The sequence below is a fragment of the Thalassospira lucentensis genome (assembly GCF_011806425.1).
Taxonomy (GTDB): domain Bacteria; phylum Pseudomonadota; class Alphaproteobacteria; order Rhodospirillales; family Thalassospiraceae; genus Thalassospira; species Thalassospira lucentensis_B.
The window spans coordinates 922436-936591 of record NZ_JAATOV010000002.1; the positions used below are offsets into that span (position 1 = coordinate 922436).

A 14156-nucleotide genomic window follows, 5' to 3' on the forward strand; every position below is an offset into this window, starting at 1 on the left:
ACCATGACCAATATCATCCAGCAGCTCGAGACCGAGCAGCTCGACAAAATCGCTGCAAAGCGCGAAGTCCCGGAATTCGACGCAGGTGATACCATTCGTGTACACCTGAAAGTCGTTGAAGGTACCCGTGAGCGTATCCAGATGTTCGAAGGCGTATGCATTGCGCGTAAGAACCGCGGCCTGAACTCTTCTTTCACCGTGCGTAAAATCGCATCGGGTGAAGGCGTTGAGCGTGTATTCCAGAACTACTCCCCGGCCATCGACAAAATCGAAGTCGTTCGCCGCGGTGACGTTCGTCGCGCGAAACTTTACTACCTTCGTGGTCGTACCGGTAAATCTGCACGTATCGCCGAGCAGACCACCGGCCACAAAGGCAAACTGACCGCAGCAGAACGCACCAAAAGCAAGAAGTAATTCTTGGCGTTCCGATCTGTCGGACTGATAAGCGGGCTCACCTTCGGGTGGGCCCGTTTTGCTTATTTGCGACGCCCCAAGATTTGAACTACTTACCTTCTCCGCCAAATAAGTCGCTTGCAGACAAAGTATCATGATGGTCAACAGTTAGCCTGTGTGTCTTTCCATCCCAAATGACTTCCACACGGCTAAGTTTGCTTTTAAGGCCTCGGAATGCCGCTCTTTTTTCAAGCATTCTAGCGGCATCCTGTTCAGATACGTCTAACCCAATTACTTTCGATCCTGTAATCGACAGATACGTTAGAAAGCATCCGATCCCAAATGAGAGCCACGAAAAAATATTAGATTGCGTGAAAAATGCCGGCGCAAATAAACATACTGAAACAGCGTATGCCAAATATGTCTTTGATTTTTTATTATTATCCAGTCTTCGAGAAACATCAAAAAACAATGCATCTAGCGCCTCCCTATCTTCTTCCTTAATGAGCTCTAGTGCACCTTTGCTCTCAAAGATTTCGTTTTCTGCATGCTCCAAATCTGATTTTATCTTTTTTATCTCTGAAGATTTTTCTTTCGTTATTTTTTTCACATTTTCCTGACCCTTAGCTCTCTCCTCTTCGAGGTAAGGGTGCAACATCTCATCAAATAACTCCGATATATTATTTTCTGTAAGCGTGCTTGGCACCCCAAGCGTCTTATCCATCAAGACTTCTGCGGCGCGACTATGAGAAATCAATAGGTCAAGTTGCCTCATTTTCTCTTCGTCACCCAAATCTCTGGTCACTCTCGCTACCGCTTCGACTACACTGGGTCGAATTGCTAGTACACGCTCACAGTTTGAAAGCAACATGCGCTTCGGGACTTCTAACTGTTCGTCTCCAAATCCTGTACGAAACCACATAGTCGCAGCTAGAAGCTTGCGGTGAATGACAGGCGGCACATGACCTACAGACAGGAAGCCATTTTCAATACACCTCTTTTGAACAACCTGTGCCAACAGACCGTTACGCGTTATGATGAGAAACTTAGACTGGAAAATATCAGGGCTTTCATGCCCACTGCGCTGACGCATTACCAGTGTTGTAATGTCAGAATCGTGCTCTCTCGCATGTATATTGTTTTGAAAACTTAGCGCTGCATATATCTCATTCCTCGCATCTCGGTCGAAATATTTGGTCTCACCGGGGAATTGCTCTAGGTCTCGATATCTAGTTTGAACATCTTCTGTCAGTAGAATACGAGCAGGTTCTCGCGCCACCTGCTCGACAAACTCCCTCATTACTTCGCCCCTTGCTAAGGCCTGAGCAGTGGGACCAGTTGGCCTAGGATTTTTTAGGACTGCTAAAAGGCTATGCTGAATTTCGGCGATACTTTGACCAAAAACACGTACAGTGACACCTACTCTTTGCAACTCTTGAATAATATGCTGTGTATTTTGCCTTGCGGCAGCACCTGAAACACCCAGAAGCTCCATCGCAACTGGAGCATCAAGATACACCACCAAATTTGACTGCTGAACAGATTGCGAAGGTTTCACAAAATCTTGCACCACCTCTGTCAGCAAGCCGATTGATGCTATTTTAGACAGAATTTCCGCAGTTTGCGGCTTATTTTCAATAGCGTACCGAACAAATCGGGCACAAAGAAATTCTTCTTCATCACTAATTCGAGAAACTTTTGGAATTTCGGTAAATTGCCGAAGTGTACCGTTTTCGTCTTTTCCTGTTCGGGTTTCGAACTCAACGTTCTTTTCGCTAAACGCTTCAACGTAAAGAAGCCATTCAATCAGAATGTCTTCAAATTCCTCAACCTCCCTAGGAATGGCAGTTAATGGCGACAAAGCCTCTGAAAATTCTTTGAACTCTAACGCAATTGTTCGTAGTGCCTCACTTGCAGAGGTTTCATTTGATGTGTCACCAATTTCTTCAGGCAAATTTACTACATACGGCCCTTGAGGAAGCTTTTCGGACTCAGGATAAATCCAATTCACTTCAAGTAGGAAAGGAACAAAAACCTCAACGATGTCAGCTGTGAAATTCCAGCGATACGCCTCCCTAACTTCTTGTGCAAATTCCTCAATATTAAGGAGCGAACCTTGTTTTGGCCGCAGAATAGGCTCAAAGAAAGGAATAAGCTTTTCAAATATGTTATTGGAACCATTTCCTAGTCCGCTCAATGCGCCATAAACACGCACCGCAGATCTTGTCAGCGAAGTGGTCATACACCCTCCTTATTGAAACAGACCATGAACTACCCACAATTGATATATCCTGCATCACTATCCATCAATGATTGATTTCATTAAGAATATCTCCATATATCACAGCACTTCCGCGACATATCAGTCTCCCATTTGACTAATCGTGCCACGCATTACCTGGTCGTTTTACAGCCCGTCCCGGCCCTAAAGTCAGGTGACAGACTGAAAAGAAATACACTCATTACGTGCATTATACCGAATCGCACGATTTCCTTGCGTTTCTGCAATCTCCCCAGAAACTGCGGGATACAATCATCAGATTCTATTATATCAGATATCTGTAACTTACTGATATTTCCGGCCATTTGACTACTATGGGATGCTGTTTTTCGCGTGGTTCTATTTAAGGATGTGGTGGATTGAAAAACACCCGCCCCTTGGCTTGCGATTTAAGGGACGAGGTGTATAAAGGCACTCCCGCGGCAAAAACGAACAAACCCGTGTGGTTCTGGATAATAAAATTTCGCAAGCCGGGACAAACCCGGATGCCCGGAGGAACAGGCGACAACGTGCGCCAATTGGGGCTGTCATCCCTTTATGGGACTTCGCCCATATTTCCCCCGGTTCATGTCCGATCTGCGCTTATGAGTTTGCTCGTCGCTGCATAAAAGATCGATTTTAAGAGGAGGTCGAGATGGGTGCGCCTAAAACCCTTTTTGACAAGATTTGGGAAAGTCATGTGGTCGACACGCAGGATGATGGAACCTGCCTGATTTATATTGACCGTCATCTCGTCCATGAAGTGACCAGCCCGCAGGCCTTTGAAGGCCTTCGCAATTCGGGCCGTAAAGTCCGCCATCCGGAATTGACCCTTGCGGTTCCTGATCACAACGTTCCGACGTCTGATCGTTCCCAGGGCATCAAGGAAGAAGACAGCCGCATTCAGGTTGAAACCCTTGATCAGAACGCCAAAGACACCGGCATTCATTACTTCCCGATGTCTGACCTGCGTCAGGGCATTGTGCACATTGTCGGCCCCGAAGAAGGCTTTACCCTTCCGGGTGTGACCATGGTTTGCGGTGATTCGCATACCTCCACCCACGGGGCGTTTGGTGCGCTGGCATTTGGCATTGGCACGTCCGAAGTCGAACACGTTCTTGCCACCCAGACCCTGGTTCAGAAGCCTGCGAAAAACATGCTGGTTAAGGTCGAAGGCGACCTGCACCCGGGTGTTACCGCCAAGGACATCACCCTTGCGATCATCGGACGCATCGGCACCGCCGGTGGTACTGGCTATGTTATCGAATATGCCGGTTCGGCCATTCGCGCCCTGTCGGTCGAAGGCCGTATGACCGTTTGTAATATGTCGATCGAAGGTGGCGCACGCGCTGGCCTGATCGCACCGGATGAGAAAACCTTTGAATATATCAAAGGCCGTCCGATGGCACCCAAAGGTGCCGCCTTTGAACAGGCTGTTGAATACTGGAAGACCCTTCCGTCTGACGAAGGTGCGCATTACGACAAGGTTGTCGAACTTGATGCCGCCGACATCGTCCCGCAGGTTACCTGGGGCACGAGCCCGGAAGACGTCGTTCCGGTCACCGGCACCGTGCCATTCCCAAAAGATGGCAAGGACGCTGGCAAGCAGAAAGCCATCGAGCGTTCGCTCGAATATATGGGCCTGACCGCAGGCACCCCGATCGAAGAGATCAAAATTGATCGTGTCTTCATCGGTTCGTGCACCAATGGCCGTATCGAAGATCTGCGCGCCGTTGCCGAAGTCGCCAAAGGTCGCAAAGTCTCCGAAACCGTCAATGCGATGATTGTTCCGGGTTCTGGTCTTGTGAAAGAACAGGCCGAGGCCGAAGGCCTGCACGAAATCTTTATCGAAGCTGGTTTTGATTGGCGTGAACCGGGTTGCTCAATGTGTCTGGCGATGAACCCAGACCGTCTGGAACCGGGCGAGCGTTGCGCATCAACCTCGAACCGTAACTTCGAAGGCCGTCAGGGCCGTGGGGGACGTACCCACTTGGTCAGCCCGGCCATGGCAGCAGCTGCTGCGATCACCGGTCATCTGACCGACATTCGTAAACTCGGTTAAGACAGGTTCCCATGGCAGAACAGGCTCACATCAATTTTCGCGAAGCGGCCCCACGCATGGGGCGCGCTCCGGTGCTCGAACAGCTTTTGCCGCAACTGACGGGCATTAACCTGCCTGACTTTGTTGCGCAGGATCTCGACGCAACCGAAGAATTGATCGAAGCACTTGGTCTCGCTTGGGAAACCGGAAGCAAGGGATAAGACAATGGATAAATTCAACACACTGACCGGCGTCGCAGCTCCGCTGCCGATGATCAATGTCGATACCGACATGATCATTCCCAAACAGTTCCTCAAAACCATCAAACGGTCCGGCCTTGGCAAGAACCTGTTTGATGAAATGCGCTATGATGACAATGGCAACGAAATCCCTGATTTCGTTCTGAACAAGCCAGCTTATCGTAACGCGCAGATCTTGGTTTCGGGTGACAACTTTGGCTGCGGTTCTTCGCGTGAACACGCACCTTGGTCGCTGCTTGATTTTGGCATTCGCTGCGTGATCGCACCAAGCTTTGCCGACATTTTCTATAACAACTGCTTTAAGAACGGCATCCTTCCGATCCGTCTGCCGCAGGAAGATGTCGACAAGCTGATGTCTGATGCCGAACGTGGCTCCAACGCCACCGTGACGATTGACCTGGAAAAACAGGAAATCACCGGCCCGGATGGCGGTTGCATCAAGTTCGAAGTCGAAGCCTTCCGCAAGCATTGCCTGCTGAACGGCCTTGATGACATCGGACTGACCCTGCAAAAGGGCGACGCCATCAATGAATTCGAAGCCAAACGCGCTGCAAGTCAGCCTTGGCTGTCGCTTTAAGTCAAAAAGGGGTGGCTGGTTCAATGCCGGCCGCCCCTTTTTCATCTTTGCGGGGTGAAATTCCCCGATAAATACCGGGAAGGATTCATTTATGACCATCACCAAAAAAGTTTTGATGCTGCCGGGCGACGGAATTGGCCCAGAAGTCACCCGTCAGGTTCGCCGTGTCATGGACTGGATGGAAAAAAAGCGGAACGTTAAATTTGACGTTACCGAAGGCCTGATTGGCGGCGCGTCAATTGATGCCCATAACAATCCGCTAACCGACGAAACCTTGGCCGATGCCATGGCGGCGGATGCGGTTCTTTTGGGCGCTGTTGGTGGTCCGAAATGGGATGACCTTCCGTTCGATATCAAACCGGAACGCGGCCTTTTGAAAATCCGCAAGGAAATGGGCCTTTTTGCCAACCTGCGTCCAGCCCTTGTGTTTGATGCGCTGGCCGGTGCGTCTTCACTTAAAGAAGACATCGTCAAGGGTCTGGACATCATGATCCTGCGCGAATTGACCGGTGGTATCTATTTCGGTCAGCCGCGCGGCATCGAAGAACGCGACGGCGTTCGCTTTGGCTTTAACACCCTTGTGTATTCCGAGCCGGAAGTCGAACGTATTGCGCGCGTTGCCTTTGATATGGCGATGAAACGTGACAAGCGTCTGTGCTCGGTCGACAAAGCCAACGTTCTGGAATCCACCGTTCTGTGGCGCGAAGTTGTCGAACGCGTTGCCAAAGACTTCCCGGAAGTCGATCTCAGCCACATGTATGTTGATAACGCCTCCATGCAGTTGGTCCGTAACCCGAAACAGTTTGACGTGATGGTCACCACCAACATGTTTGGCGACATCCTGTCTGATTGTGCCGCGATGCTGACCGGATCCCTTGGCATGCTGCCATCGGCGTCGCTTGGTGCCGCCGACGAAAATGGTGCCCGCAAAGCGCTTTACGAGCCGGTACACGGCTCCGCCCCAGACATTGCCGGTCAGGACATCGCCAACCCGTTGGCAACCATCCTGTCCTTCGCAATGATGCTGCGTTACTCGTTTGATATGGGTGACGAAGCAACCTTGATCGAAACCGGTGTTCAGAACGTGCTGAAAGGGGGTCTGCGGACCGCCGACATCATGCAGGACGGCATGGCCAAAGTTTCGACCACGGTCATGGGCGAAGCCCTGATCAGCGAACTCGACAAAATGGCCTGATCTTCGGATCAGCCAGCCATTTCGAAATATGCAGGCCGGGCGGCTTTATCGCCCGGCCTGTTTTTGTTTTGCACCCTGTTTGTTTCCGGGATTGGGTTGACACTGCGCGACACACACAAGAAGGTGTGAGGGTAAAATCAACAAGGAACGCGTTTTAAAACGCCACCAAGCAGGTCCACATGAGCAAAGCAAAAATCATCATTGGCGGCGTTGCTGTCGTTGCCATCGCCGCAACGGCCGCGCATTTTGCCGCACCGACATTCTTTGAAAATCAATTCCGCGCCTATCTGACCAATCCGAAATCGGATTTGCGGGGCGAGTTTGATAATTTCCACCTGTCGCTGCTTGAAGGCACCATGTCCGCCACCAACGTGTCGCTGCGCACCCGCGATGGCGCGACCATGACTGGTGTTGGCGTCGTGCTGGAACAGGTCAATTGGTTTACCCTGCTTAATGCCAACCCGTTTAGCGATACATTGGCCGGGCTCGCCTTGGTTGAAAACGCCGAAATCACCTATAACGGCGCAACGGTCACATCCCCGGCCGTCTCCCTAAGCGATGTTCGCATGATCGAAAAGGATGGCCGGATCACCTATGCCGCCCAATCAGGCGAACTGTCCGATATCAAGGCCAATGACGGTGCGGGCACAACCGCCACCGCCGATCTGGTCGCGCTTGAAAACGTGACGGAAACACGCTTTGACGGCATGACGCTGCAAAACCTTAATGTGGATATCGCCCCCGAAAACCAAAGCCTGTCAGTTGAAACCGCATCATTAAGCAACTGCGAAGTGACCCAGTCTCTTCAGGCCATCCTGCAAATGCCCGATGAACCGTTTGAGTTCTGCTCTGCCGTGTCGGGAACCGGGTTTGAAGCAAAACTCCCGCGTAAAACCGACGTCACCATCGCAAGCTTCGGCGTGACCAAACTGTCCACGGCCGGGGTGCAGGACGCGGTTATCACCGACATCAAAGCGGTCGAAAATGACCAACCGATTTTCTCGGCCGGTGAAGTCAACCTGACCGGCCTTCATCAAAGCCTGCGTGCGGATGAATTTAACGGCGATCAAAAGTTGGATGACCGCGAATGGCAACACCTGATTGATAACCTGTCGATCGGTGCTTTTTCTGTCACCGACATGTCCGCCGGCGACAACGAAGTTTCTGGCACGATCAAAAACTTCGCTATCAGCGACTTAAAAGACGGTGCACTTGGCAAAATAACTTTGTCTGGCCTTAAATTCCAATTGCCGAACAACGAAGACAAGCCGGTTTTGAACATTACCAGTTTTGAAATGTCGAACCTGTCGCTCGGCCGTCTGAAACAGATCGCAGACCTTTATAACGTCCAGACGAAAAGTGCCGATCCAACCGCACCAATCGAAGAATTCGAAGATGAAACGATCGGTGATATTGGCCTGATCCTGGCACCGATGGCCTATGAAAGCTTCTTGCTCAAAGACCTTTCCTTATCTGCCCAAAACCGGGACATCCGAAACTTTACGTTCGGCATCGATGAAGCCAGCAGCACCCTGTCTGATCCCATCCGCCTTGAAGGATCAGGAACGACCTTTGCCAAAACGGCGGTGAGTTCTTATCGGGGAATGTATCTTGAACTCGACGACCAATCGCCGCTTAAGCCGATCATCTCATCGGTTCTTGGCGTCGACGATTTCAAACGCCTAAGCATGAATGCCAAACTTAATGTCGCCTGGGATGATCAAAGCGGTATCTATACCTATGATCTCGAAGACACATCAATTGATGACATTGGCAGCATCAGCCTCATGGCAAAGTTCGGCAATCTGACGCCTGAAATCATGGCAAAGTTGCACGCAACCCATCTTGGTGAAACCGACGCGCTGAAAGACATTGCGCTGGGCAACACCAGCTTAAGAAATGCCAAACTTGAAGTCACCGGCGACCAGCTTCTTAAAGTCGCACTCAGACTAATCTCAACCGGTAACGGCCAAAGCCCAGAAGACCTTCAAATGGCTGTCGCGATGATTCTCATGCAAATGCAGGAAAAATTCGCGCAACATGAACGTCTGTCCGATGCGCTGACCGAACTTGTCGACTGGTTCAATAATCCAAAGCATCTTGTGATCACGCTGGATCCCGAGGAACCAGTACAAATGAGCAAATTTGCCCAGCGCGATATCGATCCGCAAACCGCCGCCGATACGTTTGGCCTGACCATTCAGGCCAATGACGCCGCGCAATAATCTTTGGCAATCTAAACACTGCAAAAGGCCGGGTTTTTCACCCGGCCTTTTTGTGATTAACGTCAAGTTCGACCGCATCACGCATCATCGGCGCAAACAAGGCCAATTTATCCGGATTACGATGAAGGAAAACATCAACGATCCGACCATCATGCTCCGACGCGCAAAGCCCTGTCGTCACCACCGCGCCTTCGCACATGACAAGCCAGCATTCCGTAGTATTGGAAACAAAATAAACGCTGGAACTGGTACTGCGTTTGCGCCAGATACCAGCAAAGAAACGCGCAACATTGTCACGGCCAAACACCGGATTAACAGCCGCCGACGCTTTGCCCCCGCCATCAGAATGCATAATCACATCAGGTGCCAGCTGGTTTACCAATTCCCCCGCATCACCCGTGCTAAGCGCACGCATAAAAGCCTGAATTCGAGAAGCATCGCACGGCTTTGCCGCGACCACCGGCGTCGCATCGCGGTCGCTTTCACGCGGCATTTTGCGTCGCGCGCGAAACAAAATTTGACGGGTATTATTTTCGGTTCGCCCAATCACCGGCGCGATGTCGTCATGGCTCCAGTCAAGGACATCATGAAGAACCAGCGTAACACGTTCCACCGGCCCCAAACGTTCCAGCATCAATAAATAAGCCTGCCCAAGACCATCTTGTTCCATCAGGCGTGTTTCCGCATCGGCTTGCAGGGGATGCTGAGGATGGTCAGGTGCCAACCAAGGTTCAGGCAGCCATTGCCCCACATAGTTTTCGCGTTGACGACGCGCTGACTTCAAAACATCCAGACAGATATTGCTGCAAACCCGCACCAGCCATCCGGTCGCATCCTTGATGCCGTCATGATCCTGCCCGCGCCAACGTAACCAGACGTCCTGCACCGCATCTTGGGCATCCGCATGACTGCCCAGCATGCGATACGCCAATGCGGTCAAACGGGGTCGATGTGCCTCAAAAATATGATCTGCCATTTTGGGTCCGTCAAACGCATGAAGCGATACGGGATTTTCCCGTATCGCTGATATGTCGGCCATTTTGCCCGAATGGGATTACTGATGCAAAGACGCAAGGGCGGGCAAAGCCCCCGCCCCACTGCGCGGTTTAGGCAAATTCATGTTGCGCAATGCCCAACCGGTTCCACGCATTCATGGTCGAGATAATGCAACTAAGCTCTGAAATCTCGACCTCTTGGAAATGTTCGCGCAGTTGACGATGGCTTTGGGACAGGCGGGCCTGACTTTCGACCTTGGTCAGACATTCCGCCCAATCAAGCGCTGCGCGTTCTGCCTCGCTAAACCCTTCCGCACTGCGCCACAAGGGCAACATTGTAAGCTTGACCGGATCACCACCATGATCGGCAAAGCTTTGTGAATGCCTCCGCAAGCAATAGGCACAGTGATTAATCTGCGATACCCGGCATTCGATCAAATCTCGCAAGACCGGTGCAATGTGCGCATTATCGCCAAGCACGGTCGCAAGCGAAACCATTGCTTCAAACAGCTTCGGGCTGGCGTTGGGAAAAGTGAAACGGCTCATGGGGCTTACTCCTTGAAAACAGCAGGGATTTTGATGGGCAAAAGGCCCTTTCTGTAAACAAGGACGAACCAGCAGCAGGCCGCGTTACACGACCCGCGCGATAAATTTCAAATAACACCGTTTAAAACCTGTCGGGCTTAAAGAATACGGACTTCTTTTAACGCATCGACCAGCGGCGCATGCATCACCCATGTCCAATCTTCGCCGTCTGACGGCTGCCCCTCGGCAAGGGTAAAGATCGCCGCCAAATAGTCGCTGACATCGGTGTCACACATCGGAAGTCCGGCAGCTTGTGAAATTTTGCGCGCCAAACGACCATATTTCTTATGACCAATCCGCGCACCAAAATGCCCGGCGGCATGGGCCAAGTCTAAACCGCTTATTTCCCGCCCCGGGGCCATCGCATGGGCCCGCAGCATATCGCGTTCACAGCTTGAAAGCTCGACTGAGGTCAGTGCACTGACGTAATCGCCCACCTGCCCGATATGCGGGGTATTTGCGCCACCGCCTAATTCACTCATCACCGGTGCCGGTTCGATGTCCCGGCTTACATGGCTCAACATGTCGTTTCCTCCGACAAAGTGACCGGTTCATCTGTTTTGCTTTATTTGCTTTTGATTCTGACATCACGTGCGCCGGTCGATCACGCGATGCGGCTTTGGGTCTTTTAATCACGGCGTGTTGTTTTACGGGGCCTATGCTCGCCCAACCATTTTGGCGGCCAAACGCCCGTCTTTTGCATATGGGGATCAAAATCAAAAAGGGCGGGAAACTTTTGCTCCCCGCCCGATACTTTTAAATTTTATGCGTATTCAAAACCCGGCTTGGTAAAGACGAACTGGCCAACACGCATGCCGCCGCCGCCCTCCGCATCTTCAAATGCGTTGATGCATCCGGCCAAATAGAATTCCCACATGCGTTTGAATTCCGTGTCGTACTTTTCCGGATCAAGCTGATCGGCCACCGCACGGAACCGATCTCGCCAGGCAATCAATGTCTCGGCATAGTTTCGCCCGGCATGAAAATGTGATTCTTCGACGGTCAAATTGGCGTGCTCGGCCGCTTCGATCACTTCATGCACCGCGGGAATATACCCGCCGGGGAAAATATATCGATCAATCCAGGGCGATGTGAATTCTGCGCGCGGTTTAATGATCGTGTGAATAACCGCCCGTCCCCCGGCCTTAAGAAGCTCGCTGACCTTTTCGAAATAGGTATCAAACTGGTGGCGGCCAACATGTTCAAACATGCCAACCGACACCACCCGGTCATACTTGCCCGCATTGGCATCGGCAAACACCCGATAATCTAGCAAATGGTAATCAAGGCCCTTGGCCGCATTGTCCCCGATTTCGGACCGTTTTTCTTGTGCCCAAGTAAATTGCTCCGTCGACAGGGTAATCCCATGGACCTCGGCCCCGGTTTCACGACGAATAAATCGGCTAAGCCCACCCCAGCCGCACCCGACATCAACAACCCGCAATCCGGGCTCATTGATCTTAAGACGCTTGGTCGTCAGGCTCATTTTACGGTGTTGGGCTTCTTCAAGGGTGTGCGCCCCGTCATCCCAAAACGCGCAGGAATACTGCATTTCCGGATCAAGGAACCGGGTATAAAGGTCATTGCCAATATCATAGTGATGGCGCACCCGGCGCAGGGCAGCCTTCACACTGGTAAACTGACCAATCTGGAATTTAAGGGCCTGAAGTTTTTCAATAAAGCTGCCAAACCCGTTGGCGGAATGCCCACCTTCAAAATTAAGGCGCAGAACCTTAATCAGGTCTTCCAACTCCCCAGACACAAGGTCAAACCCCTTGCGCATATAGGCTTCGCCAAAACCGGGATCGGGGCTAAGCGCCATTTTAAGCGTATTGGCCCAGTCGGGTATGGTCATGGCGGCTTTTGGTTCTTGGCCGTCACCCAGAACCACTTCATGCCTGTCATCAACGCGGAAAATCAATGTACCGCGCGTAATATGCTCCCGAAAAAAATCGAGAACCTTTTTCTGTGTCCAATCCAATTTCATCGGGTACGTCATCGGCCGTCCTTCTTTCAAAGTCGGAATTTTTGATCGCCCCATACGCGGTGAACCCACGTATATGCACCGGACCCTAAATCAGGACCGTTTGATAAAATCGTTCTGGGAAGGCCGGGTTTGAATTGGGCGATATAATGTGCCCGATGCCACAAAGCAGAAATCACCCAAGCAGGACGCCAAACGATTCTGATTTAGGGTTCGGTGCATGAACCCCGAAAACGATATTGCCATAAATTCACACAATCGCAAATAGCAATCCGCATCCATCTTTGGTGCTATCCTGACAAGGCCGTCCCAAGGATACGCTTGCGCAATGGCTCGGAAACCCTTACATCTCGCCCCAGATTATCATCAATTATCCACAGGCATGTTTCCTGTGCCATCCGGCTTGATCCCATGGTTTACATCGGGGCCACGGCACGGACGGCCTGACATGCCAAACAGACTGAAAAGAGGCATCTGATGGGCTATAAAATCGCTGTTGTCGGTGCGACAGGCAATGTCGGGCGTGAAATGCTCAACACCCTTGCCGAACGCAACTTCCCGGCTGACGAAATCTTTGCGCTGGCATCTTCAAAATCAATCGGCCGCACGGTTTCTTATGGCGATGACAACGATCTCAGCGTTCTCGATTCCGCGACCTTTGATTTTTCCAAGGTTGATCTCGCGCTGTTTTCTGCGGGTGGCGAAGCCGCCAAAAAGCTGGCCCCAAAAGCTGCCGAAGCAGGATGTGTCGTTATTGACAATTCAAGCTACTGGCGCATGGAACCGGGCGTTCCGCTTGTGGTGCCAGAAGTCAACGGCGCGGCACTTTCGGGCTATGCCAAAAAGAACATCATCGCCAACCCGAACTGCTCGACCATTCAGATGGTCATGGCGCTTAAACCATTGCAGGACATCGCACCAATCAAACGCATTGTCGTATCGACCTATCAGTCGGTATCGGGTGCAGGCCGTGCTGCCATGGACGAGCTGTTTAACCAAACCAAGGGCATCTATGTGAACGACCTTCCGAAAAAGGAAGAATTCACCAAACAGATCGCCTTTAACGTCATTCCCCATATCGATACCTTCATGGATGACGGTGCGACCCGCGAAGAATGGAAAATGGCGGTCGAAACCCGCAAAATCATGGCCCCTGCCGAAATTTCCGTCCATGCAACCTGTGTGCGTGTGCCGGTCTTTGTCGGTCACGGCGAAGCGGTAAATATCGAATTTGATGGCCCGGTCTCCGTCGAAGACGCCCGCAAAGCCATGAAGGCCTTCCCGGGTGTTTCGGTTGTCGATTACCGTCAGGACGAAGGATACGTCACCCCGCAGGAAGTTCAGGGCGAAGACAATGTCTTTGTCTCGCGCGTGCGCAAAGACCCGACCGTTGAAAACGGTCTTTCACTGTGGTGTGTCGGCGATAACCTGCGCAAAGGGGCGGCCCTTAACGCGGTTCAGATTGCTGAAATGCTTGTGGCTGAATACCTGCCCAAAAAATAATTCCGGGTCTTTTCCCAGATATTTTTATGATCGTACCACGATGCAAAACCCGCCTTTCCCAAGGCGGGTTTTGTTGTTTAATCGATCAAACAGACTGGTCAGACACCCAAAAAGGCGCTAGGCAATCAGACCAAGGGA

12 protein-coding genes are annotated in these 14156 nt (G+C 51.5%); 7 read left to right on the top strand and 5 right to left on the bottom strand.

The genetic code is table 11. The features are described from left to right. Positions 1-3: 3 nt before the first annotated feature. Positions 4-414, top strand: coding sequence for a 50S ribosomal protein L19 (gene rplS / locus HCZ99_RS09740; RefSeq protein WP_175581444.1), 411 nt, complete (start codon positions 4-6; stop codon positions 412-414). An 88-nt stretch (positions 415-502) separates the two neighbouring features. On the opposite strand, the gene HCZ99_RS09745 is transcribed toward rplS, so the two are convergent. Next, positions 503-2635 carry a hypothetical protein gene (locus HCZ99_RS09745; RefSeq protein WP_167446720.1) on the bottom strand — a complete coding sequence of 711 codons (2133 nt, stop codon included), beginning with the start codon at positions 2633-2635 and terminating at the stop codon, positions 503-505. A gap of 673 nt (positions 2636-3308) precedes the next feature. Here HCZ99_RS09745 and leuC point away from each other — a divergent pair. From leuC to HCZ99_RS09770, 5 genes are all read left to right on the top strand, one after another. Beyond that, positions 3309-4715 carry a 3-isopropylmalate dehydratase large subunit gene (gene leuC / locus HCZ99_RS09750; RefSeq protein WP_167446721.1) on the top strand — a complete coding sequence of 469 codons (1407 nt, stop codon included), beginning with the start codon at positions 3309-3311 and terminating at the stop codon, positions 4713-4715. A gap of 11 nt (positions 4716-4726) precedes the next feature. After that, a complete protein-coding gene (locus HCZ99_RS09755) occupies positions 4727-4915 on the top strand; it encodes a hypothetical protein (RefSeq protein WP_167446722.1) in 189 nt (62 codons plus the stop codon). Between the two features lie 4 nt (positions 4916-4919). Further along, positions 4920-5531 (top strand): 3-isopropylmalate dehydratase small subunit, encoded by a 612-nt coding sequence (leuD, locus tag HCZ99_RS09760; RefSeq protein WP_167446723.1) that lies wholly within the window; start codon positions 4920-4922, stop codon positions 5529-5531. A gap of 91 nt (positions 5532-5622) precedes the next feature. After that, the gene (gene leuB / locus HCZ99_RS09765; RefSeq protein ID WP_167446724.1) at positions 5623-6726 is read left to right on the top strand and encodes a 3-isopropylmalate dehydrogenase; all 1104 of its coding nucleotides are present in this window, start codon (positions 5623-5625) and stop codon (positions 6724-6726) included. Between the two features lie 179 nt (positions 6727-6905). Continuing rightward, on the top strand, positions 6906-8951 hold the full coding sequence (locus tag HCZ99_RS09770) for a hypothetical protein (RefSeq protein ID WP_167446725.1): 2046 nt from the start codon (positions 6906-6908) through the stop codon (positions 8949-8951). 37 nt (positions 8952-8988) lie between these two features. Here HCZ99_RS09770 and sigJ read toward each other — a convergent pair whose 3' ends face one another. The 4 genes from sigJ to HCZ99_RS09790 form a co-directional block, all read right to left on the bottom strand. Then, positions 8989-9927 carry an RNA polymerase sigma factor SigJ gene (gene sigJ / locus HCZ99_RS09775; protein WP_254869536.1) on the bottom strand — a complete coding sequence of 313 codons (939 nt, stop codon included), beginning with the start codon at positions 9925-9927 and terminating at the stop codon, positions 8989-8991. A 130-nt stretch (positions 9928-10057) separates the two neighbouring features. After that, positions 10058-10492, bottom strand: coding sequence for a carboxymuconolactone decarboxylase family protein (locus HCZ99_RS09780; protein WP_167446727.1), 435 nt, complete (start codon positions 10490-10492; stop codon positions 10058-10060). A 137-nt stretch (positions 10493-10629) separates the two neighbouring features. Then, entirely contained in the window at positions 10630-11055 is a 426-nt protein-coding gene (locus tag HCZ99_RS09785) for a hypothetical protein (protein WP_175581445.1), read from the bottom strand. Positions 11056-11294: 239 nt separating this feature from the next. Further along, the gene (locus tag HCZ99_RS09790) at positions 11295-12530 is read right to left on the bottom strand and encodes an SAM-dependent methyltransferase (RefSeq protein ID WP_254869537.1); all 1236 of its coding nucleotides are present in this window, start codon (positions 12528-12530) and stop codon (positions 11295-11297) included. Positions 12531-12992: 462 nt separating this feature from the next. Here HCZ99_RS09790 and HCZ99_RS09795 point away from each other — a divergent pair, with 462 nt between their 5' ends. After that, a complete protein-coding gene (locus HCZ99_RS09795) occupies positions 12993-14018 on the top strand; it encodes an aspartate-semialdehyde dehydrogenase (protein WP_167446728.1) in 1026 nt (341 codons plus the stop codon). The last annotated feature ends 138 nt before the right edge of the window (positions 14019-14156 follow it).